This is a genomic window from Desulfoprunum sp. (assembly GCF_053613775.1).
Genome location: NZ_JBSHXH010000007.1, coordinates 100,130 through 124,945, shown reverse-complemented (window position 1 = coordinate 124,945; position 24,816 = coordinate 100,130). Strand labels below are relative to the sequence as shown.

At 64.3% G+C, this 24,816-nt stretch carries 20 protein-coding genes; 3 read left to right on the top strand and 17 right to left on the bottom strand.

Annotated elements, in window-relative coordinates; all coding sequences use genetic code 11:
* Positions 1-278: 278 nt before the first annotated feature.
* From ACWGKN_RS14700 to ACWGKN_RS14635, 14 genes are all read right to left on the bottom strand, one after another.
* Positions 279-1,508 (bottom strand): hypothetical protein, encoded by a 1,230-nt coding sequence (locus ACWGKN_RS14700; protein WP_452095528.1) that lies wholly within the window; start codon positions 1,506-1,508, stop codon positions 279-281.
* Between the two features lie 123 nt (positions 1,509-1,631).
* Positions 1,632-2,582, bottom strand: coding sequence for a homocysteine S-methyltransferase family protein (locus ACWGKN_RS14695; protein ID WP_452095527.1), 951 nt, complete (start codon positions 2,580-2,582; stop codon positions 1,632-1,634).
* 478 nt (positions 2,583-3,060) lie between these two features.
* On the bottom strand, positions 3,061-4,530 hold the full coding sequence (locus ACWGKN_RS14690; RefSeq protein WP_424256233.1) for an ATP-binding response regulator: 1,470 nt from the start codon (positions 4,528-4,530) through the stop codon (positions 3,061-3,063).
* A gap of 13 nt (positions 4,531-4,543) precedes the next feature.
* Positions 4,544-6,076 carry a PAS domain-containing sensor histidine kinase gene (locus ACWGKN_RS14685; RefSeq protein WP_424256232.1) on the bottom strand — a complete coding sequence of 511 codons (1,533 nt, stop codon included), beginning with the start codon at positions 6,074-6,076 and terminating at the stop codon, positions 4,544-4,546.
* 100 nt (positions 6,077-6,176) lie between these two features.
* Positions 6,177-6,707, bottom strand: coding sequence for a hypothetical protein (locus tag ACWGKN_RS14680; RefSeq protein ID WP_035229553.1), 531 nt, complete (start codon positions 6,705-6,707; stop codon positions 6,177-6,179).
* 25 nt (positions 6,708-6,732) lie between these two features.
* Positions 6,733-7,296 (bottom strand): hypothetical protein, encoded by a 564-nt coding sequence (locus ACWGKN_RS14675; RefSeq protein ID WP_035229551.1) that lies wholly within the window; start codon positions 7,294-7,296, stop codon positions 6,733-6,735.
* 130 nt (positions 7,297-7,426) lie between these two features.
* Positions 7,427-7,810: a response regulator gene (locus tag ACWGKN_RS14670; RefSeq protein ID WP_035229576.1), complete on the bottom strand. Its 384-nt coding sequence runs from the start codon at positions 7,808-7,810 to the stop codon at positions 7,427-7,429.
* 46 nt (positions 7,811-7,856) lie between these two features.
* Positions 7,857-8,780 carry a methylenetetrahydrofolate reductase gene (locus ACWGKN_RS14665; protein ID WP_035229550.1) on the bottom strand — a complete coding sequence of 308 codons (924 nt, stop codon included), beginning with the start codon at positions 8,778-8,780 and terminating at the stop codon, positions 7,857-7,859.
* A complete protein-coding gene (locus ACWGKN_RS14660) occupies positions 8,777-9,445 on the bottom strand; it encodes a methylenetetrahydrofolate reductase C-terminal domain-containing protein (protein ID WP_035229548.1) in 669 nt (222 codons plus the stop codon). The genes ACWGKN_RS14665 and ACWGKN_RS14660 overlap by 4 nt, the downstream gene beginning before the upstream one ends.
* A gap of 43 nt (positions 9,446-9,488) precedes the next feature.
* Positions 9,489-9,923: a hydrogenase iron-sulfur subunit gene (locus tag ACWGKN_RS14655; RefSeq protein WP_035229546.1), complete on the bottom strand. Its 435-nt coding sequence runs from the start codon at positions 9,921-9,923 to the stop codon at positions 9,489-9,491.
* Positions 9,923-12,967, bottom strand: coding sequence for an FAD-dependent oxidoreductase (locus ACWGKN_RS14650; RefSeq protein WP_452095526.1), 3,045 nt, complete (start codon positions 12,965-12,967; stop codon positions 9,923-9,925). Before ACWGKN_RS14650 ends, ACWGKN_RS14655 begins: the two co-directional genes overlap by 1 nt.
* 96 nt (positions 12,968-13,063) lie before the next feature.
* A complete protein-coding gene (locus ACWGKN_RS14645) occupies positions 13,064-13,936 on the bottom strand; it encodes a methylenetetrahydrofolate reductase (RefSeq protein ID WP_035229542.1) in 873 nt (290 codons plus the stop codon).
* Between the two features lie 67 nt (positions 13,937-14,003).
* On the bottom strand, positions 14,004-15,323 hold the full coding sequence (locus tag ACWGKN_RS14640) for a (Fe-S)-binding protein (RefSeq protein ID WP_424256231.1): 1,320 nt from the start codon (positions 15,321-15,323) through the stop codon (positions 14,004-14,006).
* Positions 15,324-15,406: 83 nt separating this feature from the next.
* The gene (locus ACWGKN_RS14635; protein ID WP_424256230.1) at positions 15,407-15,655 is read right to left on the bottom strand and encodes a hypothetical protein; all 249 of its coding nucleotides are present in this window, start codon (positions 15,653-15,655) and stop codon (positions 15,407-15,409) included.
* Positions 15,656-15,901: 246 nt separating this feature from the next.
* Here ACWGKN_RS14635 and ACWGKN_RS14630 point away from each other — a divergent pair, with 246 nt between their 5' ends.
* The 3 genes from ACWGKN_RS14630 to ACWGKN_RS14620 all read left to right on the top strand — a co-directional run bounded on the left by ACWGKN_RS14630 (position 15,902) and on the right by ACWGKN_RS14620 (position 18,289).
* Positions 15,902-17,287, top strand: coding sequence for a sigma-54 interaction domain-containing protein (locus ACWGKN_RS14630; protein ID WP_035229534.1), 1,386 nt, complete (start codon positions 15,902-15,904; stop codon positions 17,285-17,287).
* Positions 17,288-17,376: 89 nt separating this feature from the next.
* A complete protein-coding gene (locus tag ACWGKN_RS14625; RefSeq protein ID WP_035229532.1) occupies positions 17,377-17,697 on the top strand; it encodes a c-type cytochrome in 321 nt (106 codons plus the stop codon).
* A 166-nt stretch (positions 17,698-17,863) separates the two neighbouring features.
* Entirely contained in the window at positions 17,864-18,289 is a 426-nt protein-coding gene (locus ACWGKN_RS14620) for a DUF2231 domain-containing protein (RefSeq protein ID WP_035229529.1), read from the top strand.
* A 120-nt stretch (positions 18,290-18,409) separates the two neighbouring features.
* Here the strand turns inward: ACWGKN_RS14620 and ACWGKN_RS14615 are convergent, their stop codons facing one another.
* The 3 genes from ACWGKN_RS14615 to ACWGKN_RS14605 all read right to left on the bottom strand — a co-directional run bounded on the left by ACWGKN_RS14615 (position 18,410) and on the right by ACWGKN_RS14605 (position 24,808).
* Positions 18,410-19,633: a PAS domain S-box protein gene (locus ACWGKN_RS14615; protein WP_035229527.1), complete on the bottom strand. Its 1,224-nt coding sequence runs from the start codon at positions 19,631-19,633 to the stop codon at positions 18,410-18,412.
* A gap of 130 nt (positions 19,634-19,763) precedes the next feature.
* On the bottom strand, positions 19,764-21,134 hold the full coding sequence (locus ACWGKN_RS14610) for a methyltransferase domain-containing protein (protein ID WP_452095525.1): 1,371 nt from the start codon (positions 21,132-21,134) through the stop codon (positions 19,764-19,766).
* Positions 21,131-24,808: an AAA family ATPase gene (locus ACWGKN_RS14605; protein ID WP_452095524.1), complete on the bottom strand. Its 3,678-nt coding sequence runs from the start codon at positions 24,806-24,808 to the stop codon at positions 21,131-21,133. Before ACWGKN_RS14605 ends, ACWGKN_RS14610 begins: the two co-directional genes overlap by 4 nt.
* Between the last annotated feature and the right edge of the window lie 8 nt (positions 24,809-24,816).

Below are 24,816 nucleotides of genomic sequence, written 5' to 3'. Positions count from 1 at the left end.
AATCAAGAATTATTCCCATGTTTATGCAGAGATAGGGACATCCGCCGTTTCCTGGGCAGGAACGGGAGCACCGGAGAAGATACCGGAAGTCAATTTTAACGGTTTAATATCATACACTATTTACACAAGCTTCCGATTCTTTTCCGGAATTTTTTCCTTTTTCCCGGAATCTCGGAGAAAATATAGGAACTCCAAAACGTTGGCGTTGGAAACCTTGCCCCAGCCATGCCCCGGCCGGCGCCCGTCCCCTCCTGTCGACCGTCAGCCGCCACGACCGCTCACCGCAGCAGTTCCGGCCAGAACACCATGACCGCGCCCAGACCGATCAGCACGGTCCCGCCGATGATCTTGCAGTAGCCGGCGTAGCGGGTGCCGACGGTGGTGTCGAGGGCCAGCACCGCCAGGCTGAAGATCGCCAGGTCGTCGAGCATGAAGAACAGGTCGTAGAGCAGGATATAGCCGTAGTACTCGAGGGTCGGCAGCTGGCGCAGCGACAGGGTGTGGGTGAAGATCGCCGGCAGGGCGGCGGAACAGGCGAACTCGATCGAGTTGACGATGAAGGCCAGGGCGATGATGCTGATCACCGAAAACCAGGTCAGCGGCGAGTTGACGATCCGCTCGATCCGGCCCATGGTCCGCTTCTTCGACTCGACGTCGCCGATCTTGCATACCAGCTGGCCCCGGGTGCGGATGAACTCGCGGACGCTGAGGACCCCGGCGCCCAGGGCCGCCAGGCCGATCACCAGGGTCAGGGTGTGGAGATAGCCCATCAGCAGGAAGACGTTGAGCCAGGCGGTCATGAACAGGAAGTAGAGCACCCCCGAGCTGAGGACGAAGGTCCCGACCAGGAGCCACACCTTGCGCCGGTCGTTGATGCTGACGATCAGCGAGATCAGGTAGACCAGCACCCACATCGCGCAGGGATTGAAGCCGTCGACCAGGCCGATGATGATCGCCAGGGCCGGCAGCGAATAGTCGGCCAGCCGGATCTCGCCGACGAAAGGCAGGTCGAGGCTCTCCCGGGCCCGGCTGGTGCGCTCGGCCTCGGGATAGAGGGATGGGTCGTCGTGGAGGTAGGCCCGGATGGCCTTCTCGATGCGGACCCCGGTGGTCTCCGCCGATTTGTAGCCGGAGATGACATAGGGGCCGATGAAGGTCATCGGTACGCCGAGCTGCCGGGGCGGATAGCCGCTCTTGGCGGCGAGGGAGGCCAGCAGTTTGCGGTTCTCCGGGCGCGAGGTGTCGTAGCTGGCCCAGACGATCTCCGGATACTTGGCCTGCATGTAAGGGATGAATTTCTTTTCTTCGCGGCAGTGCGGGCACTGGGGATGGAAGAAGAAGGAGATCTGCTTGCCGCCCGCCGTCGGGAGTTGCTGCCGCCCCCGGTATTCCTGAAAGGAGATGACGAGGCCGAGCACCACCAGCCCGAGGCAGAGCCAGCGCTGGAAGGGATCGGCGAAAAAGTCCTTCAGCCAGCCCGGCACCGCCAGAAATTTCTTATCAGCCATGCCGCCCCTCCCCCCGCCGGGTATTGCCGCCGTCCCCCGCCGTTTCGGCCGCACGATTGCATTTGCTCATCATCCTGTGCTCCATCGCCACTCTCCACCGCTTCTCGAATCTGCCCTTGGCCGTCAGTCCCCGTTGTCCTTGAGTCGGGCCAGTTCCCGGATATGTTCGGGGCCCAGGCCGCAACAGCCGCCCAGTATACCGATTCCGAAGGAATTCCGCCACTGTCTGGCGAGGCGGGCGAGATGATTTGGGGCGATGATATCCTCGAACACCCATTGCGGCATGCGGAAGACGCCGCTGTCGGGATAGGCCAGCAGCGGCCCGGACCAGCGGCGGCGGATGATTTCGAGGCAGGGGGCGATGGCGGCGACCGGGGAGTGCATGATGCCGTAGGCGCTGCCGCCGCCGGCGCCGATGATCGTGGCCGCGACCTCGGCAAAGGACAGTTCCCGCCGGTGGTAGGATACCAGCCGGCCGTCGGCCTCGAGCCGGGCGCTGAGCCCGACCCACACCGGCAGACCGGTGGCGGCCGCCGCCGCGATTGCCGGCAGCGCCAGATCCGGGTCCGACATCATCTCCAGCAGGAGCAGGTCGACCCCGGCTGTGGCCAGGATTGTGGCGATCTCGGCAAAATCGGCCGCGGCCGTGCGCCGGTCCGGGACCGCCGCCGGATCGCGGAAATCAGTACCGGCGATCACCGGCACCTGGTGCGACAGCGACCCGGCGATGACGACCGGCCGAGCGTCTGCCGCCTGGTCGCGGGCGGCTCGGGCGATCGCCACCGCCCGGCGGTTGATCTCCGCCAGCTGCGCACCGAGGCCGGCGGCCTCGAGCATGGGGCGGTTGGTCGAAAAGGTGTTGGTGGTGATGACGTCGGCGCCGGCAAGGATGTAATCACGATGAACGGCGAGGAGGAGATCGGGATCGGTCAGGGTGGCGGCCGCGCACCAGGCGGTGTCGTGCATGGCCGCCCCGCGGCGCTGCAGTTCGGTGCCGGTGGCCCCGTCGAGAAGGATCAGGCGGCCGGCGGCGAGGGCCGCCGCCACCTGCTGCATCGGGTTGGTGGTGTCCATCGATTCCTCCACGGCGAAGAAGGGGAGCCGCTCGCCGTCATCGCGACCTCTCCCCGCCTTTTCGCCCTTTCATGTTCTGTCATCGCGACCTTCCCCCGCCTTTCCACCCTTTCATGCGGTAGGATCTAGTGGCTCTCGGGACTCGGCATGGTATCGCGACCTTCCCCCGCCTTTCCACCCTTTCATGCTCTTATATCGCGACCGTCCCCCGCTTTTTCGTTTTTCATGTTCTGTCATCGCGACCTTCTCCCGCTGTCATCTCGACCAACGGGAGAGATCTCAAACAGGCCTGGGAGTCATTCACAGCAGAAAAAAACCGGATTTCTCGCTTCGCTTCGAAATCACAGCGGGGGTGGGATCATGGCCTACGCCCTACCGGCAACAACGAGATTTCCCGCTTCGCTCGATATGGGTGAAAAACGAAATGACAGGGAGGAGATTGTCACGCCCGACCGGCCGGCGGCCACCGCATCCCCGCTCAAGCCCCGCTGACCGGCAGGGAAACGGTAAAGGCGCTGCCCTGGCCGAGCTTGCTCTCGACCCGGATGCTGCCGCGATGGGCGTTGACGATGCTCTTGACGATCGCCAGCCCCAGGCCGGTGCCGTGGATCGTTCGGGTGTTGGCGTCCTTGACCCGGTAGAAGCTGGCGAAGATCTCCTCGAGATCCTCCTCCGGGATGCCGTAGCCGGTATCCCGCACCGTCACCGCCAGAAAGCCGGCGTCGACGCCGGCCGCCAGGGACACCCGGCTGTCCGGCGGCGAGTACTTGATGGCGTTGGTGATCAGGTTGGTGAAGACCTCGTCCATGCCCTGGGGGTTGGCCTGGATCAGCGGCAGGTCGGGAAGCGGCTCGATCTCGAGGGCGATCCCCGCCGCCGCCGCCGCCGGGCGATGGAAGGCGACCTGTTCCTCCAGCAGCCGGCGGATGTCCAGCGACTCCTTGGCGTTGGCGATGAGGCCGGCCTCGATCCGGGCCAGGTCGAGCAGTTCGGAGACCATATTGGTCAGGTTGTGGATCTTGCCCGAGGCCCGCTCGAGGATCTCGCGCTGCTTGGCGGTCACCTCGCCCGCCAGGCCGTCGAGGATGACCTGAATCTGCATCAAGAGCGAATTCATCGGCCCCCTGATCTCATGCGACACCATCGACACGAAATCGGACTTCATCCGCTCCATCTTCTTGCTGGCGGTGATGTCGTGAAGGACGGTGATGGTGCCGAGGTTGGCGCCGGTCCGGCCGCGGAACGGGGCGCAGCGGACATCGAGGATCCGCTCAGGCTGGCTGTCCCAGGCGGCCACGCTCAGTTCATGGACAATTTCGGTAAAGGTGTCCGGCGGCATCGCCAGCGCCTCGTCGATCATCGACCGCAGCTGGTCGTCGGCCACGACCTCCTCCACCAGACGGCCGACGACAGTGTCCCCGGACCAGCCGATCATGTGCAGGAAGGCCGGATTGGCCAGAACGATGCGCCGCTCGCCGTCGGTGGTCATGACCCCGTCCATCAGCCGGTTGACCATCACTCGGAGGCGCGATTTGCTGTCGGCGATATCCTGGAGGGCGCGGGTATAGCGGATCGATTTGGTGACTATGCTCCGCAGCTGGTCCGGGGTGAACGGTTTGGGGATGAAGTCGAAGGCCCCCTTCTTCATCGCCTCGATCGAATGCTCGACCGTGGCGTAGCCGGTGATGACGATGACCACCGTGTCCGGATGGTGTTCCCGGACCGCGGCCAGGACATCGAATCCCGACATCACCGGCATCATCAGGTCGACGAGGATGATGTCGAAATGCCGGTCCCTGATCAGCGCCAGCCCCTGCTCGCCGTCGGCGGCCAGGACGACGTCGAAACCCATCTCCTCGAGGACCATCCGGCACGCCTCGCGGATCCGCGATTCGTCATCGACCACCAGTATCCGCCCCTTCACTTTCGCCCCTGCACCTGTACTCATTACCTTCTCCCTGCTATCCGATCGAATCGAACAGGATCAAATCCGACATCGGCACCAGGGGCAGTTCGAGGGCTAAGGTCGTTCCCTCCGGGCCGGTCTCCTTGACGTAAATCCGTCCGTGGTTCTCTTCCATGATGCCGTAGGCCATGCTCAGCCCGAGGCCGGTTCCCTTGCCCACCTCCTTGGTGGAAAAGAAGGGATCAAAAATCTTCGACATGTTTTCCTCCGGGATGCCGCCCCCGGTATCGCTGACTTCGAGTATCGCCTTGCGGCTCTGCCGGTCCTCGAGGGTACGCAGGGTCAGCGTCCCGTTGCCGTCCATCGCATCGACGGCGTTGATGATCAGGTTGATCACCACCTGGCACAGCTGGTTCTTGTCGGCATTGACCAGGACCGGGGCCGCCGGCGCATCCTCGACCACCTTGACATGGAGGAACAGCTTCTGGTCGCGGACCAGCCGCAGGCTCTCGCCCAGCACTTCGTCAAGTTGGAAATACTGTCTGCTCGGGTTGGACTGGCGGCTGTAGGCGAGGAGATTCCTGACGATCTCCTGGCACCGCTGGGTATCCTCGACGATATAGCTGAGATTCTGTTCGAGGGGATGATCCTTCTCCAGCTTCTCCCGCATCAGACTGGCGTACATCAGGATCCCGGTCAACGGGTTGTTGATCTCATGGGCCACACCCGCCGCCAGTCGACCGAGCGAGGCCAGTTTCTCGGACTGGATGAGCTGGGCGTGGGCGTCCTTCAACTGCCGCTCGACTTCCAGCTTCTCCCGCAGGTCGTTGAATATCCCGGCAGTCGCTGCTTCCCGGCCATCCTCGTAGATGATGACGGCGGTCATCTCAGCCGGAATCTCGGTGCCGTCCTTGCGGCGGATGGTCACCCGGGTGATCGGCAGCTTGCCCTTCTCGCCGATTTCCTCGCTGCGCAGCATCCGCATGATGTCCCGCGCCACTCCGGGCGGATAATAATCCTCGATATTGACGTTGTCGATGCCGTAACCGGAATAGCCGAACAGGTCCTCCGCCGCCTTGTTCATCAGGATGATCCGGCCTTGCCGGTCGGCGGCGATGATGCCGGAAACCGAGGTCTGGACCACCCGGTCGATCAGTTCCCGGACGCCGCTGTACATCTTCTCGAGATGCTTGACCCGGGTGACATCGCGGATGCTCTCGATGATATAATCAACCTCGCCGTCGGCACCGAGAATCGGTGACAAGACCCGCTCCTCCCAGCATTCCTCGCCGTAGACATCGCGGAATTTGAGCAGCGCCGACTGGCCGCTGCGGGTCTCGACCGCGCGCTTCAAGGGACAATCGGCCTTGTCGATGCAGGGGAACTTCTGGTCCGGGTAGTACTTGAGGTTGACCTCCCGGCAGGATCGGCCAAGGATCTCCTCCTCCTCGACCCCAACCTTCTCCAGATACCGGCTGTTGACGGCGATGATGGTCCGGTCGGGCAGGAGGATGACCGTGGGGTACGACAGGGATTCGAACACCCGAAGGCGCCAGTCGATCTCCCTGTCGATGCCTTTGTCGATCATTGCCGTCCTTCCTCCGGAATGTTGTTGCGCGCCAGCCGACCGAGCCGACCGCACCGCCCCTCGCGCGGCGTCAGGGCCGCCGTGGCGTTTTTCCGTCGTCTCAACCATTATGCCGCCCCACGGCAGGCCGGTTTTCAATCACGAAGGTCCCTTTCAGGCAGTCCACCACCCTTGCGGCGCAGTTCTCCGGCACCGCCAGGTGGATGCTGGTGCCGGAACAACCGGAGGCGAGCAGCGGGATCGCTGCCGCCAGCACCGGGGCGATCGCCGCCTCGGCGATGCCGTAGCGATCCTGGAAGTGCGGCCCGTGCAGGTACACCATCTCCACCGGCGAGGTCTGCCGCCAGGCCCCGTGTCCGCTCTCCGCGGCCCCTTCCTCGAACAGACGGCGGACTTCCCGCTCCCTGCCGTCAGTGGCAAAGACGAGGGAGAACCGCATCTCGCCGATGGCGAGGGGCTGCAGGTTCACCAGGTGGAAGGTCACGCCGATCTGTCCCAGGGAGGCGATCACCGCTCCCCAGTGCGCCATCCGGTCAGCCGGGAAAACCACCGTGTACAGGGACAGGCCGGTGACGGTCGTCACCCCGTAGATGCGGATCTGGGGTTCCCAGTATACAGCAATTGTTTCCATTGGCTGCTCAGAAAATACACCGCACTCAACGTTTGATCTGGGTGATGGAGAATTCGGGCCGGAAAGGGGAATGGTGCTCCGGCAGATCGACCACGGCGCCCAGTATGGCCACCGCCTCATCGAGCAGCGGGAAATCGATGTTGACCGACAACGCCGAGATCGAGGTGCAGAGACTGTGGATGGGGATACCCGCCTCGGCGAGGGAGGCGACAACGCGGCCGAGCAGGGTGGGACTGCGTCGATGCGGGAAAATGGTCAGGGTGCCGATCCGGGTGATGCGCTCGACCCGCCCGGTCCACGGTTGGCCGTTCGCGCCGGCCTCATCGGGCGACAGGCCGTCGAAGATCCGGTCGACCTGAACGGCATCGGCAGCGGCAACGCAGAACGTGCCGCGGCTCAGTTCCCCATCCCGGCCGGAGCAGTAAAACGACAGGTTGATCCGGCGTTCGGCCATCTGCCGCAGCAATTCCGACAGCGACCGGTCGGCGGATGAGACCTGGCGGCAGGTGTACTGGACCAGCTCCGGGCTGAACTTGATCCCGCCGATATCAATCCGCGGATCATCTGGAGGCGGAAGATGCTCGTCCACTCGTCATCGGCTGAAAAAGGTATTAAAAGATCCTCCGGGCGGGCCCGGAGGATCAGAAGGTGATACGTCGGCCGCGATCCCGCATCGAACACATGACCTCTTCCGGCCAGTCTCGATGCGGAAATGGGGCTTACAGGCTGTCCTGGACGATCTCAACCAGCTTGTCCATATCGACCGGCTTCGGCACGTAATCGTCGGCCAGGGTGGTCTTGCCGCCCATATGGGTGTAGTTGGTCGAGGAGATCGCATCGGTCACCGCGGTCAGCAGGACCACGACGATGCCCTTGTACTCCTCGGACGTCTTCAGCTCGTTGCACAGGGTGTAACCATCCTTGCGCGGCATCATCACATCGAGGATGATCAGCGCCGGCCGTTCCTCCTTGATCCTGGCCATCGCCTCGACGCCGTCATAGGCCTTGGCGACCCGGAATTTCTTGCTCTCCAGTTTCATGGCCATCATCTCGACCAGATCCGTATCGTCATCCACTACCAGTATGAGGTTGTTCTTACTCATGCCTTCCATCCTCCTCAACTCTTGTTGAGATCAGTCACAGGTTTATCTATACTACAGGTCTGGGCAGCAGGCCGGCCCGCTCAACGATTTCCTTCACCTTTTCTTCCCAGTCGATGGCCATGATATGGAAGCCGGCGACGCCCTCGATCTTCTTCAGGCGCTCGATGGTCTCGATGCAGATGGTGATCCCCTCCTCCGGCTGCTTCTCCTTCGGCTGGGCCGCCATCCGGTCGACGATCTCCTGCGGGACGTCCATGCCGGGAACCTTGTTCTTCATGTAGCGGGCCGCCCCGACCGACTTGATCGGGGTGACGCCGGCGAGGATGTAGCACTTCTTGTGCAGCCCCATCGACCGGACCCCTTCCATCCACTTCTCGAACTTGTCGACGTTGAAGATGCACTGGGTCTGGATGAAATCCGCCCCCGCCGCGACCTTCTTGGCCAGACGCAGGACCCGGAGCTCGAAGGGATCGGCAAAGGGGTTGGCGGCGGCGCCGATGAACATCTTCGGCGGGCTCTTGATCTCGGCCCCACCCTGGAACAGGCCTTCGTCTCGCATCTGCTTGACCATCTGGATCATCTGGATCGAGTCGATGTCATGGACGTTGGCGGCCATCGGGTGGTCACCGAACTTGGTGTGATCGCCCGACAGACAGAGCATCGTGTTGATTCCCAGCGAATAGGCGCCGATGATGTCGGCCTGCATCGCCAGGCGGTTGCGGTCACGGCTGACGACCTGCAGCAGCGGGTTGAGCCCTTCCTGCTTGAGGATCACCGAGGCGGCGAGACTCGACATCCGGACCATCGCCGTCTGGTTGTCGGTGACGTTGACGGCATCGACAACGCCTTCGAGATATTTTCCTTTTTCCCTCACCTTGTCGGGCAAGCACCCACGCGGCGGGCCACATTCGGAGGTTACCGCCAGATGCCCTGCGGCCAGCACCTTCTCCAGTTTGCTTTCGGTTTTCATTCTGCCAGATCCTCTCTGATTATCTTTCTTGGGCCAGCACCCTTACCTGCCCGCCAATCCTTGGCCGGGGTAATCTCCACATAGCGATCCTGCTGCCCTAAATCCTTCAACCTCTCCCAGATCAGGGCCCAAGCGCAGTCGACCTCCTCGCTGATCTCGCAGTGGCCACCGGTCGAACCGCCGCAGGGACCGTTCATCAACTGTTTGGCACAGCGGGCGATCGGGCAGATGCCGCCGGTCTGGCCAAGCAGACAGTTGCCGCAGCCCATGCACCTCTCCGCCCAGACGCCCTGTCGTTCCGAGGCCCCCATGAACTTGGTGTTCAGGGCCGGAAAGACCGGCTTATCCTTGTAGCGGCGGGCCACTTCCTGGACTCCGCAGCCGCAGGCCATCGACATCACCGCGTCGACGCCGTCGAGCATCGGCACCAGTTCCTCGACATACTCGGGGTCGCACTGACGCTCGAGAGTATGCTCCCGCACCTCGATGCTCGTGCCGGCCTTGAGCAGGGCCATCTGCAGCCCGGAGGCGAGCAGACCGACTTCCTTGCGGCCGCCGGCGGCGCAGACCGTCACGCATTCGTTGCAGCCGACGAGCAGGATGCGACGGTAGGGGCGGATATATTCAATGAGTTCTTCCAAGGGTTTTCGTTCTGCCGTGATCATTGTTGTTCACTCTCCTGTTGCAAAAATTGCCGGGTAATCGCCTTCAGGCCGCTTTTCCCGTTTCGATGGCGGCATGGATCGGGCTCGGTCCCATCCCACGGATCTTCTCGGTGATCTCCGTCGCCACCTGGGCGAAACGGTAGCCCATGCCGGCGGACATCGTCACCATTTCCAGGCGCTCCGGCTCGATGCCGATTTCATCCATATATCTGCGAACATAGGCTACCATGCGGGTGGCCTTGGTGTTGCCGTTCTTGAAGTGGCAGTCGCCCTCGAGGCAGCCGGCGACGTACACCCCGTCAACCCCCTTCTCGAAGGCCTTGATGACATGCATCGCATCGACCTTGCCCGAGCAGGGGACCCGGATGACCTTGACGTTGGGGGGATAGGAGAGCCGCTGGCTCCCCGCCATGTCGGCGGCGGTATAGGCACAGTAGTGGCAGCAGAAGGCCACGATGACCGGTTCGAATTTGTCCATCACGCGATATTCCTCTCAAAGAGTTCTTCCAGTTTGGCCATGATCCGGTCATCCTCGAACTGCATCAACTGGATGGCCTTGGCCGGACAGACGGCGGCGCAGACGCCGCAGCCGTGGCATTTTGCCGGGTCGATTTCCGAATAGCCGTCGGCATTGATGAAGGGGATGCCGAAGGGACAGGACCGGACGCAGATGAGGCAGGCGGCGCACCGGTCGCGGTCGACCCGGGCCGCCCTGGCGCCGAGATCGATGGTATCGCGGGCCAGCATCGTCAGCGCCCGCGAAGAGGCGGCCAGCGCCTGGGCGATACTCTCCCTGATCAGCTTCGGCCCGTGGGCGCAGCCGGCGACGAAGAAGCCGGGCACCGGCAGATCGACCGGCCGCAGCTTGACATGGTCTTCGAGAAAATAGCCGTCGGCGGTCCGCGGGATCTTGAAGATCATCGCCAACTCGTCGTTGCCGTCCTCATCGGCCACCAGGCCGGTGCTGAGACAGAGCCGGTCGGCGTTGACGGTGATCTCGCGGCCCAGCACCGGGTCGGTGAAGGTGACCTCGACCATCTCCCCCGCCGCTTCGACCCGGGGCGGCGCCTCGGCACTGTAGCGGACGAAGATCACCCCGGCCTGACGCGCCTTCTGGTAGTATTCCTCCTGGAACCCGTAAGTCCGCATGTCGCGATAGAGGACGAAGATGCGGGCCTCGGGGTTGATCTCGAGGATCCGCAGGGCGTTCTTGACCGCATTCTGGCAGCAGATCCGGGAACAGTTGGGATTGTCGGGGGTCCGCGATCCGACGCACTGGATCATCACCACGTTGTCCCAGGCCCGGACGGTGCCGGGTTTTTCCTCGATCAGGTTCTGCAGGTCGAACTGGGTCGACACCTGGCTGCACTCGTCGAGCAGATACTTGGCCGGGCGGTTGGGCAGGGCCCCGGTGGCGAGGATGGTGACGCCGTGCTCGATCTGACGGTAGAACATCTGCCGCCCGGTCTGCATCCCGGTCCGGAACATGCCGGGCAGACCGCCGTGATCGACGATCAGCGCCCGGGTGATGACCTGGATATTGTCATGGGCCTCGGTGCGGGCGACGAGATCGCGCACCAGCGGCGCCACCTCGTTGCCCTCCAGGGTCCGGTGGATCTTCGCCGCCTGGCCGCCCAGGGTTGCCGAGCGTTCGGCGAGGTAGACCTTGTGGCCATGGTCGGCGAGCTGGAGGGCGGCGGTCATGCCGGCGACCCCGCCGCCGACGACCAGCACGTCCTTGTTCATCGGCAGGCTGTGGTCGGCCAGCGGCTGGGAGCGGACGACACTGCCGACCGCCATCCGGATGAGGTCCTTGGCCTTGTCCGTCGCCCCTGCCGCCCGGTGGGCATGGACCCAGGTGACCTGATCGCGGATGTTGGCGATCTCGAGGAGATAGCGGTTAAGGCCGGCCTTGCGGATGACTTCCTGGAATTTGGCCTCATGGGTGCGGGGCGAACAGCCGCCGATCACCACCCGGTTGATCTTCTCGTCGGCAACGATCTGCTGGATCTGGCGCATCGACTCGCGGCTGCAGCCGTGTCCCTGCAGCCGGGCGACGGCGACATGGGGCAGGGTGCCGGCGTATTCGGCCAGGGCGGCGGCATCGATCACCCCGCCGATATTCTCGCCGCAGTCGCAGATGAAGACCCCGACCCGCGGCTCCTCGCCGACCACTCCGAACTCGGGCGGCAGCAGCTCCTGGTCCGCTTCGCCCTCTTCGACCGTCTCGGCCATTGCGGCAGGAGCCAGATCGCCGGCGGCCATGATCGCGGCGGCGCTGGCCTGGACCATGGTCTCGGGGATGTCCTTGGGGGCCTCGATGACCCCGGCGACGTAGACGCCCGGCACCGAGGTGACCACCGGATTGAAGCCATCGGTCTTCGGGAACCCGCCGCTGTTGAGATCAAGGCCCAGCTTGCCGGCCAGGATCCGGACATCGTCGGCCACCCGGAAACCGGTGGAGAGGACGACGATATCGAATTCCTCGGTCACATTGTGAGCACCGCTGTCGGTGCCGTAGGTCACCACGAGGTTATCGGTCCCGACCGGGCGGAGAACGCTGTGCGGCCGGCTGCGGACGAAGCGGACCCCGAATTCGTCCCGCGCCCGCAGATAATAGCGCTCGTAATCCTTGCCCATGGTCCGCATGTCCATGTAGAAGATCGTCGTCTCGATGTCGTCGCCGAATCGCTCCTTGGTGACGATGGCCTCCTTGAGGGCGAACATGCAGCAGGCGCTGGAACAGTACTGACCGGCCCCCTTCTGCAGACCGCGCGAGCCGACGCACTGGATCCAGGCGACCTTCTTCGGTTGAGCGCCGTTCGAGGGTCGCACCAGCCGCCCCGTGGTGGGGCCTGAGGCGGAGAGGATCCGCTCGTACTCGAGGCTGGTGACGACATCGGGCTGAGCGGCATAGCCGAGATAATCGAGATGACTGGGATCGAACAGGGCGCCGCCGGGGACGAAGACGATCGAGGCGCATTTGACCTCGCGGTTGCTGCCGAAATCATCGGGGTTGATCGCCCCGGCCGGGCAGGTATCCATCAGGGCCTTGACGTCGGTGCACTTGGCCATGTCGATCGAAAAGGCCTGGGGGGTGGCCTGGGGATAGCGCATGCAGGTCGGGGCGCGATGATCGAGACCGGGGGTGAACCGCACCCACTCGGGATATCTCTTGTGGCACTCGCCGCAGGCGGTGCACTTGTCGAGGTTGATATAGCGGGGGGCGGTCTCGAGCTGGACCGTGAAATCGCCCTTCTTGCCCTTGACGTCGGTGACCGTGGTCATCGTCACCAGCTCGATGTGTTCCTGGCGGCTGCTCTCGGAGAGATTGGGCGACAGGGTGCACAGATCGCAGTTGTTGGTCGGGAAGGTTCGATCGAGCTGGGTCATCAGGCCGCCGATGGAGTAGGCGCGATCAACGAGGATGACGTTCTTTTCGGCCTCGGCCAGGTCGAGGGCCGTACGGATGCCGGCCATACCGCCGCCGATCACCAGGACTCTGTTGTTGCTGGTATTCATATTGTATATGTCTCTCTCTTCATTTCCCCGGCCCGACGGCGGGCTCCCGGACGCTGTCCGGGGACCCGGTGTTTTAGGACCGGCGACGATTGGTTGTCAGATTCCGGCGATATCGAGAATGGCCGGCAGCTTGTGCTCCCAGCCGAGGGTCTGGATCATCACCCCTTCGGTCATCGTCTTCAAGGCCGCCACGGTCTCGCCGGCGATCTGGATCCCTTCCTGTTCGCGGTCCGACGACTTCCTGATGCGGCGGATGAGCTCATCGGAAATATGGGCCCCGGGTTCGCTGTTGGCGATGTACTGGGCGATGGCCAGCGACTTGAGGAGGAAGACGGTGGGAATGATCGGGACCCCGAGCTTCTTGATCTTCGGCAGCAGTGCGGCGAAGTGGCCGAGATCGAAGACCGGCGGGGTGATGACGAACATCGCCCCGGCCTCGACCTTTTTGGCGGCAGCGGCCAGTTCCTCTTCCAGCTCCGCCGCATCGGCGCAGGGGGCCATGGTGCAGCCGACGGTGAAGCCGGGAATGCCGTCGAGATCGAACCCAGCCATGTCGCGGCCGGCCTGCAGCTGGCGGATGGCGCCGAGCAGGCCGATCTCGTCGAGGTCGGCGACGGTCTTGGCGTCGCTGTGGTCGCCCTGGCTCATCTCCTCGCTGTGGGCGACGATCAGGTTCTGGATGCCCAGGACATGGGCGGCGAGGATGTCGCCCTGCAGGGCCATGCGGTTGCGGTCGCGGCAGTAGGTATGGATGATCGCCTCCACCCCCTGCTGCTGCATCAGGACGCCGCCGGCAATGGCGCTCATGCGCATGATGCCGTTGTCCATATCGGGAATGACGACGGCATCGATCCTGCCCTTGATGCGCCGCGCATCGGTCATCAGCCTCGAGATATTCACACCCTTGGGGGTATGCATCTCGGCGAGGACTACAAATTCGTGTGCCTGTAATCTTTTCTGAAAACTCATCGTTTCCTCTCTCCGGATACCAGCATCTCAGCTTCGGGTTGCTCCCTGCAGGTCATCATGGTCCTGATCACAGGGCTGTTTCGGGATGAAAAACATTGACGTCCTTGAGATCGTCTCCCAGGTAGGTCCGCTCGTTGGGACCGAGGATCCCCAGCGACAGGCAGATCAGGGTCCAGATATGGACGGTGTTGAACTTGCCGCCGAAGTGGTGGCCGATATCATGGACCTGGGCATGGCAGTTGTGGCAGCCGGTGATGCAGTAGTCGGCGCCGGTGGCCATGATCTGGTCGAACTTGAGCTTGCCGTAGGCCCGCCGCTCCTCGGGGTAGCCGGACTGGAGGAAGCCGCCGCCGCCGCCGCAACAGTAGTTGTTCGACTTGTTCGGCGTCATCTCGATGACGTTCTCCTTGCCGACCACCGATTCGACGACGAAGCGGAGGTCATCGGCGACGGGATCGCCGAAGCTCTTGCGCACGATCTGGCACGGATCCTGGATGGTGAACTTGACACCCAGCTCCTTGTTCCAGTCGGAGTTGACCTTCAGGCGCCCCTCGCGGATCCACCTGGCGTAGTACTGATAGATTGAAGCGACTTCAAACTTGTGATCGATATTGAATTTTTTCAGTCCGGCCCGGACCGAGAAGGTGATGTGCCCTCACTCGGTGTTGAGAAAGACCTTCACCCCGAGCTTGTCGGCCTGGTTGGCCGAGACCCGGGTGACGTGCTCCCAGCTCTCGTTCTCGGCCAGGAACAGGCAGTAGTTCTCCGCCGCCCAGCCCTTGCTGCCGTAGGTCCAGTCGACCCCGGCGAGGTGGAGGATCTTCCACAGCGGCACCAGTTCGTCCGGCTCGGTCACCGGCTCGCGGGAGTTCTGGTTAAGGAAGAAATGGGCCCCCTCCTTGTCGATCGGGGCGACCATGTCGGCGAACTCCGGCTGCGACTCGCGGTACTCCTCGAGCACGTCCTGGACGACGAAGACGAAATCGTCGGGCGCCGTCCCCATGGCGCTGTTGGAATCGTTGCGCAGGGCCATGTCGCAGGAATTGCGGATGCCGCTGGGCCGCTTGTCCCTGGGCCAGGTGGCCCGGGCGTTGAAGACGAGCTGGGGGATGTTGATCTTCATCGGGCAGACATAGCTGCACCGCTCACACATCGTGCACATCCAGACCCACGGGGTCGTCGTCACCTCGTCATCGAGGCCCATGGCGCACATGCGCAGGAATTTCCGCGGGTCCATATCCGCCAGACCGGCCGCCGGGCATCCGGAGACGCAGGCGCCGCAGGTCAGGCAGAGATTGAGGTTGCCCCCTTCCGGGAGAATTTCCTTGACTGCGTCAATGAAGCCGCTCTTCTTCTTTCCTTTGATTACAATGCTGCTTTCCGGCATGGATCTGTCCTTTTCCTCTCGGGTTTCTACATCGGGGTATCCCGGATCTTTCTCGCATCCGTCACCGCCCTCGGCCGTTGCCCTCAGGCCCGGCACTTGCGGATCCGCACCCTGAAAAAATCGGGTCCGGCATAGCTCTTTCCGTCCATCAACACCTCGTACGTGTCCTCAGGCAGCACCTTCAGCAGATCGTCCTTGATATCGGGGTCCGATCCCCGTATCTCCATGATCTGCGTCGGCTGCATCCGACTGAAGACCTCCGTCATCTTCAACAGCGAGATGGACGAGAAGGTATTCCTGAAATCCAGTATAATGTCGTCGTTTCCAGCCACTTTCCAACACTCCTCCATGATGTCCACCCGGTCTCAATAGCAACAATCGGACCAGGACGCGGGCGGGATAACAAATTATTCCGCCAGGTGATGTGATCTGTCCGATATTGCGGTCTATTACCGGATCGAAGGAAATTTTCCGGGAGATTGAAAAAGGTCGGGAAGATGAGTAGAGTGTCAACGCAACTGCTAAATTGCTCAAACAGTTAAACTTTACAGGTGTTAAGCCTTAACGGGGGAATACGCATGACCGGTCGGGAGTTGGACGGATACTGGAAGACCGTGGTGAACACGCTGCGCGACGGTATAATGATCGTCAACACCCGCGGTGCCATCGTCTCCGTCAACCGGGCCTTCGAGCAGATCACCGGCTACAGCCGGGAAGAGCTCATCGGCAAAAGCTGCGAGATCCTCCACTGCGACTCGTGCACCCGGGCCAGGGCCGAGAGAGGCCAACACTGGTGCAGCCTGTACCACTCGGAGGAGGCCGAACAGCGGAAATGCCAGATCCGCCGCAAGGACGGGCGGGAGATCCAGACGCTCAAGAACGCCGCCATGCTCAAGGACGCCGACGGCAACGTCATCGGCGCGGTCGAGACCCTGGCCGATCTCTCCGAGATCACCGAGAAGGACAACCAGTTGGAGGCCTTCCGGCGCCAGCTCCACTCCGAGGACGAGTTCCACGGCATCGTCGGCAGTTCGGCGCCGATGCAGCGGGTCTTCGACATGATCGAGAACGCCGCCGCCTCCGACGCCCCGGTCATCATCTACGGCGAGAGCGGCACCGGCAAGGAACTGGTGAGCCGGGCCATCCACGAGATCGGCCTGCGCCGGACCAGGCCGTTTGTCAAGGTGAACTGCGCCAGCCTGACCGAATCGCTGCTCGAGAGCGAACTGTTCGGCCATGTCCGCGGCGCCTATACCGGGGCCTACAAGGACCGGGTCGGCCGTTTCGAACTGGCCAACAAGGGTGACATCTTCCTCGACGAGATCGGCGACCTGCCGATCCCGACCCAGACCAAACTGCTGCGGGTGCTGGAGGAAAAGGTCGTCGAGCGGGTCGGCTCCAGCACCCCGATCGCCACCGACGTCCGGATCATCTCGGCCACCAACAAGGACCTGATGCAGTTGGTGGAACAGGGGGCCTACCGCCAGGACTTCTATTTCCGGATCAACGTCATCCCGATCGTCCTGCCGCCGCTGCGTGAACGCGTCGCCGACATCCCGCTCTTGGCCGAGAAGTTCTTCAATAAGCTGCGCCTGAAGAGCGGCAAGACGATCGCCGGGATCAGCCGGGAGACGATGGAGATCCTCGTCAACCACAGCTGGCCAGGCAACGTCAGGGAACTCAAGGGGACCTTCGAATACGCCTTCGTCACCTGCCATGACGAGATGATCCAACCCTTCCATCTCCCCGAGACCATCCTCCGCCCGAAGGCAGCCGAGACCGCTGTGAAAAAGACTGCCTTCAGCCTGAAGGAGATCGAGAAGCAGGAACTGCTCGAAGTCCTGGCGCGGACCGGCGGCAACCAGTCGAAGGCCGCCGAGATCCTCGGGGTCTCGCGGGTCACCATCTGGAACCGGATGAAGCGCTTCGGCATCGACGCCAAACGGACAGTCGAAGCCAGGTAGCGCCCTTTGAGTGTTCAAGCGGTTAAGCGTTCAAACGTTTAAGCGGTTAAGCGTTTGATCGTTTGATCGTTCTTCCAGGAGGATGGACGATGTTCAAAGTCAGATACGCCCATACGAAGCTTATCCTGCTCGCCCTGGCCGGCGCCGTGGCACTGACGGCCTGCAGCGCCCCGCCCGGCGATGCCGAAAACGGCAAACGGTGGTATGCGATGCACAACTGCTCCGCCTGCCACGGCCAAAACGCCAACGACGGCCGCGCGCTGGCCATCGCCGGCCTCGACATGGGCTTCTCCAGATTCGAGGGCATCCTCAGAAAGCCCTATTCGCCGAGCATGCCGGCCTTCCCCGAGGCCAGACTGTCCCGACAGGACGCCGCCGACATCTACGCCTGGCTCAGATCGCTCAAGTAGCCGGATTCATTTGTCTCTTTGATTCCAGGGACGGAAAGAAAAAATAATGCCAATGAATAAGGAATGATTATCCTATTGGCATGAGAGGCACCGTCCGATCCGCCTCCATCCGGCAGACGGAGAATGTCGTCTGCACTCGTTCACCGACCGCGGAAAGGAGAAAAAAATGGTTGAAGGTCTCTTTGCACTCCTGGAGAAGATAGGCTTCAGTCATCCCCTGCACCCGATGATGACCCACCTTCCGATGGGCATGGTCGTCGGGATGGTGGTGTTTTCGTTGATCGGCCTGCTCTGGAAAAAGCCGCAATTGGGCGAAACGGCGTATTACTGCTCCCTGCTGGCACTGGTATCGGTCTTTCCGGCCATCGCCGCCGGGTTGCTCGACTGGCTGCATTCGTTCGCCGGCACCTGGGGTCTGCTGATCATCATCAAGATGATTCTCGCCACCCTGCTGACCGTGTTGCTGATCGTGGCGGTGGTCCTCAAGCACCGGGGCGCCCCGCCCAGAAAACTCGCACTGGTCTATCTGCTGTGCCTGGCCTGTGCCGGTGGCCTTGGTTTCTCGGGAGGCGAACTGGTCTACGGCGGATAAGCCGTTGTCAGAAAATAAGATGGCCAGTTCAATCTTCGGGAACGGCATAAGGAGCCGTAACGAAACAAAGAAAATGGCCATGTTCTTTCGTAACGGCTCCTCAACCGGCAGCGGCCGCGGTCAGGTCGCCTCGCCGGCCAAGTCCTGCGGCGGTTCCTCGACTTTTTTCCGATCGGAGATGTCGACGGCGAAGGAGAAGGAATAGGTCTTCCCTTCGAACTCGAGGATATTGATCGAGACCTCGACCGGGAACAGGGTGCCGTCCTTGCGGCGGTGCACCGTCTCGATGATCCCGCCCCTGCTCGCCCTCATCCGGCGCCGGTGCTCGAGCCAGCGCTCTCTGGTGAAGGTCGGATCGATATCGAAGACCGTCAACGAGGTGAGTTCCTCCCTGCTGTAGCCCAGGCTCTCGCAGGCATGGTGATTGGCGGAAACCACCCGGCCGTCCTGATCCTCGATGCTGAAGATGCTGACACTGGCATGGTCGATGCAATACTGGGTCAGGCGAAGGTCGGTCTCGGCTCGCAACCGTTCGGTGATATCGTTGTACATGACGATGACGCTGGTCACCATGCCCCGCTCATCCTTGACCGGGGCCACCGTCACCTCGAAGACCGAAGGAATGTCTCCCTCCCCGTCCTGCCCCCTCCCCACCCGCTCCTCGTGTTCGAGCTGGAAGTGAACGGTTCCGCCCCCATCGAAAACGGAACGGAGCATTGACAGAAAGCCCTGCTCCCGGATCCGGCTGTCGAGCAGGATGTTGTAACCGCCGGCCGCCCCGTCTTCGAACCGTTTCAGGGTATCCCGGCAGGCCCTGTTCATCTGGATCAGGTTGCCGAACCGGTCCGAGATCCAGATAGGGTATGGGTTCTGGGTGAAGATGCCGTCGAGCAGACTGGTGGTGCGGATCTGGAGTTTCTCCGCCTCCTTGCGGGCGGTAATATCGAACAGCAGGCCGTTCCAGCAGACGGCCCCATCCCAATCCGGTTCCGGCCGGGCCATGAAATCGTACCACCGGACCAGGCCGTTGATGACGAGACGCAGGTCCATCCGCCACGGACTGAAGGTTCCGGAGTTGTGGTGCAGGGACTGTTCGTAGCGCTCCCGGTCGGCCGGATGGATCAGGCGGAGAAAGAGCGCCGCATCGGCCGTCAGGGCCTCCGGAGAAAGACCGATGAGTTCGAGGGCATCCTTGCTGACATAGGAAAAACTGCAGCGGCGATCCGGATGGAGGGTCATCGAGAAGACCATCCCCGGGATATTCTCCTCGAGACGCTGGTATTTCTTGCGCCAGTCGACGACGTTCCTTTCATCCTGCTGCTTTTTGACCCGCCGCTCAGCCATCGATCGACCTCCGTTGCCCGACTGCCCCCCTTCCGCCACCCAGCCCTTTTGTTCATTACGCCACAGATTGCGCCCGCAAGGCAAGCCTTTTCTTGGTCGAACCGCCCGCAATCCCCCTATCTCCGCGAGATCATGATCTTGTCGCCGTTGCCTGGAAGAAGGTGTAGCAGAAGGTGCCGCCCGGGTCGGCGGCGGCCTCGAGATCGCCAATCCCCCTTTCCCAGGCGGCCGGGTCGATCAGCCCCCGGGCGATCGCCTGATCCCGGACCCCGCGGACCATGGCGATGAAGGTCTGGCGGGAGAAGCCCTCGATCAGGTCCGGCCGACTGCCGTCGACATAGACCACCCGCGGCACGACCCGGGGAGTGGCGAAGCCGGCCCGGCCCAGAAGCGGATAGAGTTGCCGGCCGATCAGGGCGTTGCCGCCGAGGGCGGCCTGGACCTCGACCAGGCAGGCGACGGTGCGCCGGGCGGTGGCGGTCTCGGAGTGGCAGTAAAACGAGCCGTGGTCGCCCTCGATGACGCATACCCCTCCCGGTCGCAGCACCCGCTGCAGGCGGCGCAGGGCGGCAAGCGGATCGGCGAGATGCTCGAGGACGAAGCAGACGAAGACGTGGTCGTAGCTCGCGTCGGCGTGGGCGAGGGAGAAGATATCCCCCTGTTCGAAGCGGACGTTGGTCAGGCCCGCCGACTGCACCGCCTGCTCCGCCTGCGCCAGCGATGCCGGGGAGATATCGAGGGCGACGAAGCGGGACCCGGGATTGTTGCGGGCCAGAATCACCGTCTGGCTGCCGGTGCCGCATCCGGCCTCCAGCACCAGCGATCCCGGCGGATAGCGGACCTCGGCATGCAGCAGATTGGCCAGGGTGTCCGCCTGATGACTGAGACCGGCGACAGCGGCCAGCTCGGTGATCGTCATCTCCTCGCCGAACCGGGCGGTGATGTAGTCGATGGCCCGGCCGACGCCGCGGTGCTCGCGCCCGGTCGGATGCAGGGGCGGCGGGGCGGCGGCATGACGGGCGATCAGCCGGATCAGCAGGTGGAGGAAAATCGACTGCCGCTCCAGGAGCGAAGCCGTCCGGTCTTCCAGCCGACGGTGAGCGGCGCGGATCAGCCCGGCCAGGGCCTGGTCCTCGATCACGCCCGCGGTGAAGAACGGCACCGCCGCCGCCCGACCGGCCATCTCCGCTGCCGCCCGCCGCAGGGTCTCGGCCCCGAAATAGAACATCCGGTAGCTCCAGCCGGACGGGGTCGCCGACTGGCCGGTATGGACCTCGTCGGGGATGACAAGGTTGATCCGGCCTTCAGCGGCGACGACGTTCTCGCCGCGATAATAGAAGCCCAGCGCCCCCCGCTCGATCACCCCGACCCCGAACCCCTCGTGGCTGTGGCGGGGAAAGGTCCGGGTGACCTGGGTTGCCTGCATCATCTCCAGGTCCGGCAGGCCGGGCGACCGCCAGATCCTGACCGCCTCGGCCGGGCCGGGCCGCGGCCCGTTCATGCCGCCACCCGCCGGCATCCCGGCCCGACGATCGTGCTCCGGCCGCCGGCGCCGCTCCGCACCCTGATCCGGGTGGCGATCCGCTCCCGCAGGGCCGGCACATGCGAGATCACCCCGATCAGCTTGCCGTCCTGGCGCAGGCCGGCCAGGGTCTGCAGGGCCGTCTCGAGGGCGTCGTCATCGAGCGTGCCGAACCCCTCGTCGAGGAAGAGCGAATCGACCCGGACCTTGCGGCTCGCCATCTTCGACAGGCCCAGCGCCAGGGCCAGGCTGACGATGAAGCTCTCACCGCCCGACAGGTTCTTAGTGGAACGGATCTCCCCGGCCTGGTAGCTGTCGATCACGTTGAGATCGAGCGGCTGGCCCTCGTCCCGCACCAGGAGGTAGCGGTCGGTCATCTTCTGCAACTGGCGGTTGGCATGGCCGACCATGATCTCGAAGGTCAACCCCTGGGCGAAATTGCGGTACCTCCTGCCGTCGGCCGAGCCGATCAGTCCGTGGAGCCGGTCCCAGCGTTCCCACTCGCGGCGCTGGGCGTCGATGACCAGGGCCCGCTGCGCCTGCCGCTGTTTCAGTTCCTCGTTGTCCCGGAGTTTGCGGCGGATCCCGCCGATCGCCTGCTGCAGTTCGGTCCGTTGGGCGACGCTACCGTTCAGCTGCCGCTCGATCTCCTCGCGGGGACGGTCGGTGAGCCGTCGCTGCCGCTCAGCCGCCAGGTGCGTCGTCCGGTCGCGCTCGGCGGCGGCCAGTTCGGTCTGCTGCTCCGCCAGCCGCCGGGCCTGGGCCGTCAGCCGGCCGCGTTCCTCCTCCGCCAGGCAAGCCGCCAGATAGGCCGCCTCATCGGCAAAACCGGCACCGGTCAGCCGGACCTTGAAGGCCGCGGCGGCGGCCTCCAGTCGCCCGGCCCGGGCCCGGATCGCCGTTTCCAGTCCCGCCTGCCGCTCATGCAAGCGGCCGAGTTCGAGGTTCGCCTCGTCAAGCCGCCGGCGGGAGACATCGACAGCCGTGGCCGCGACCTCGACGGCCTGGGCCAGGCGGGCCTCCTCGCTGTCAGGATCCCTGTCGCCGAACAGCTCCCCCCGCCGACATCGCAGAGTTTCCTGCTCCCGCTGCAGGACTTCGAGCCGTTGCCGCTGTCCCGCCAGTTCCTCGCCGGTCTTCCGCACCTGCTCGGCCTGGTGCCGGGTCAGGATCTCCAGAGCGGCGATCTCCCGTTCGCGCTCCGCTCGTATCGTCTGCCGCGACAGCCAGCGGTCGCGCCGGGCGGTCAACTCCGCCTCAACCGGCGGCAGGCTGTCGCTCGAGACGAGCTCGACCCCGAACCCGGCGACCTCCCGCCGCAGCCGGTCGAGCGATTGTTCCCGCTGCATCTGGAGCCCCTCGGCTTCCTGCCGGAGTCGATCCAGGGCCTGCTGGGCCGATTCCCGGCGGTGGGCGGCCGCCTGGGTCTCGCGCTCGGCCCGGGCCACCGCCTCCCGGCCCTGGTCCAGCGCTTCGCGCAGCCTTGCCAGTTGCTGCTCCAGGGCCTCGGCGGCCGCCACAATCGCGGCGGCCTGGTCGAGCCGGGCTGCGACCGCCGTCCGTCGCTGCGCCACCTTTTCTTCCAGGTCGGGGTCGCCGGCCTGGAGGGCAAAGGCCGCCCCGGCTTCGTCGATCACCGTTTCCCACCCCTGTATTTTTTCCCCATGTTCGGTACGGCCGGCAGCGACCTGCTCCAGGTCCATGCCCACCCTGGCCTGGTCGACCAGGAGGGCGGAGATCGCCGCGGCCACTCCTGCCAGACCGCCCCTGACGGCGTCGAGCCGCCGGCGGGTGTCGTCCGGCGCCGGGATGTTGCCGGCGGCAAACGGATGCTCGACGGCGCCGCACAGCGGGCAGGCCTCGCCATCCCGCAGTTGATGCCGGGCCTCCTCGAGATCTGCGATCCGGGTGAGCAGGGACAGCTGGGTTTCCAACAGCCCCTGCTCCCTGGTCAGGGCCGCCTGCTCCCCGCTTCTGGTCCGGAGCCGCTCCGTCAGCTCGGCAGTCGCCGCCGCCAGCGCCGCCTCGCGGCCATCGAGCTCCCGGAGGATCCGACGGGATGTGGTCCGGGCCCGGGCTGCATCGCCGATTGCGACGAGACGGCTGTCGTCCGCCTGCAGCGACGCCTGATCCTTCCGCCAGTCGGGGAGTTCCCGGTCCCGGAGCAGGGCGGTTAGCTCCAGCCGGGTCTGCGCCGCCGCGGCCTGATTGCCGCCAAGTCCCTGTTGCAACCCCGCCAGCTGACTGGCCAGCTCCTGCCACAGCCGGACCGCGGCCTCAACCTCGACTTCGGCCCGGGCGATCGCCTCGCGCTTCGCCCCCACCCGGGTCTGGAGGGCGCGCAGCCCCTCGCACCGCTCCCGAATCCCGGCCAGGTGTTCGACCAGCCCCTCATCCCCCCTGGACTCTTCCAACAACCGGCCCAGTTCGGCACAGTCCCTGCGTTTGCCGTCGAGACCCTCGCAATCTTTGCCGTGTTTGGCGCGGAGGGTCGCCAGGGCCTGCTCCAGGGCGGCGACGGCCGCGGCGGCGAGCTGGATCGGCGCCTCCTTTTCCCGGATCTGCAGATCCAGCTCCCGCACCCGGCGGATTACGGGCAGCGCCTGTCGCTGCTCGGCCTCCCGCTCCGCCCGCTGGGCAACGGCCGCCTGCAGCAGCGTCGCCGCCTGCCTGGCCGCCTCCCGCCGTGCCGGCAGCACGAGTTCGCACTCGTCGAGGCTGCGCCGGTCCGTTGTCTGTTCGCCCCGGATCGAGACCAGGCCGGCATGGTCGCCGGCCAGCTCCAAGGCCTGACTCGCCCGCCGCAACCGTTCCAGATCGGGGGCAAAGGCCTCCTGTCGGCCCGCCAGCTCCTGCCGCTGCCGGCGGATCTGCTCCAGCTCCCGCTCCAGCCGAGCGATCCCGTCGAGCCAGGCCAGGGCCGCGGTCAGCGTCCCGATCTGCCCCTCCAGGGACCGATCCTGGTGAAGCTTATGCTCCAGGGCGGCGCCCAGCTGCCGTTCCTCCTCCTCACTCAGCAGCTGCAGACCGGCCTGCTCCGCCTGCAGGGCGTCGAGCTTGCCGCGCTCCTCGGTCCGGCGCTCATGCACCCGGACCGAGATCCGGCTGTAGATCTCGGTGCCGGTGATCTGTTCGAGGATCGGCGCCCGCTCGTCGGCCGCCGCCTGGAGAAAGGCGGCGAAGCCCCCCTGGGCGAGGAGCATCGAGCGGGTGAAGCGGTCGAAATCCATGCCGGTGACCGCCTCGACCCGCCGCCCCACTGCCAGCAGCATCGTCTCGAGGATCGCGCCGGAGACGGCATCGGCGATCTCGTGCCGCGGCGCCTGGAGGTTGCCGTCGACCCGGCCGCGGGCCCGGCGTTGGCTCCAGTGACAGCGATAGCTCCCGCTCTGGGTCTCGAAGGTGACCTCGGCGAAACACTCGCCGGTCTGCCGCGACATGATCTCATTGCCGCCGGCGGTGATCCGGCCGAGTCGGGGGGTGCTGCCGTAAAGGGCGAGGCAGATGGCGTCGAGAACCGTCGTCTTGCCGGCGCCGGTCGGGCCGGTGATGGCGAAGATGCCGTCGGCGGTGAAGGCGGCATGGGTGAAATCGATCTCCCACTCGCCGACCAGCGAGTTGAGGTTCTGCAGCCGTACCCGGAGGATCCGCATCGCCGCCC

Excerpts from the sequence above, each read along its gene's own strand:
- ACWGKN_RS14670 (WP_035229576.1), bottom strand. The coding sequence starts at position 7,810 with ATGAGTAAGAACAACCTCATACTGGTAGTGGATGACGATACGGATCTG.
- ACWGKN_RS14620 (WP_035229529.1), top strand. The coding sequence starts at position 17,864 with ATGGTTGAAGGTCTCTTTGCACTCCTGGAGAAGATAGGCTTCAGTCAT.
- ACWGKN_RS14615 (WP_035229527.1), bottom strand. The coding sequence starts at position 19,633 with ATGGCTGAGCGGCGGGTCAAAAAGCAGCAGGATGAAAGGAACGTCGTC.
- ACWGKN_RS14630 (WP_035229534.1), top strand. The coding sequence starts at position 15,902 with ATGACCGGTCGGGAGTTGGACGGATACTGGAAGACCGTGGTGAACACG.
- ACWGKN_RS14605 (WP_452095524.1), bottom strand. The coding sequence starts at position 24,808 with ATGCGGATCCTCCGGGTACGGCTGCAGAACCTCAACTCGCTGGTCGGC.
- ACWGKN_RS14665 (WP_035229550.1), bottom strand. The coding sequence starts at position 8,780 with ATGAAAACCGAAAGCAAACTGGAGAAGGTGCTGGCCGCAGGGCATCTG.
- ACWGKN_RS14695 (WP_452095527.1), bottom strand. The coding sequence starts at position 2,582 with ATGGACACCACCAACCCGATGCAGCAGGTGGCGGCGGCCCTCGCCGCC.
- ACWGKN_RS14660 (WP_035229548.1), bottom strand. The coding sequence starts at position 9,445 with ATGATCACGGCAGAACGAAAACCCTTGGAAGAACTCATTGAATATATC.
- ACWGKN_RS14610 (WP_452095525.1), bottom strand. The coding sequence starts at position 21,134 with ATGAACGGGCCGCGGCCCGGCCCGGCCGAGGCGGTCAGGATCTGGCGG.
- ACWGKN_RS14655 (WP_035229546.1), bottom strand. The coding sequence starts at position 9,923 with ATGGACAAATTCGAACCGGTCATCGTGGCCTTCTGCTGCCACTACTGT.
- ACWGKN_RS14625 (WP_035229532.1), top strand. The coding sequence starts at position 17,377 with ATGTTCAAAGTCAGATACGCCCATACGAAGCTTATCCTGCTCGCCCTG.
- ACWGKN_RS14690 (WP_424256233.1), bottom strand. The coding sequence starts at position 4,530 with ATGAGTACAGGTGCAGGGGCGAAAGTGAAGGGGCGGATACTGGTGGTC.
- ACWGKN_RS14650 (WP_452095526.1), bottom strand. The coding sequence starts at position 12,967 with ATGAATACCAGCAACAACAGAGTCCTGGTGATCGGCGGCGGTATGGCC.
- ACWGKN_RS14680 (WP_035229553.1), bottom strand. The coding sequence starts at position 6,707 with ATGGAAACAATTGCTGTATACTGGGAACCCCAGATCCGCATCTACGGG.
- ACWGKN_RS14700 (WP_452095528.1), bottom strand. The coding sequence starts at position 1,508 with ATGGCTGATAAGAAATTTCTGGCGGTGCCGGGCTGGCTGAAGGACTTT.
- ACWGKN_RS14645 (WP_035229542.1), bottom strand. The coding sequence starts at position 13,936 with ATGAGTTTTCAGAAAAGATTACAGGCACACGAATTTGTAGTCCTCGCC.
- ACWGKN_RS14685 (WP_424256232.1), bottom strand. The coding sequence starts at position 6,076 with ATGATCGACAAAGGCATCGACAGGGAGATCGACTGGCGCCTTCGGGTG.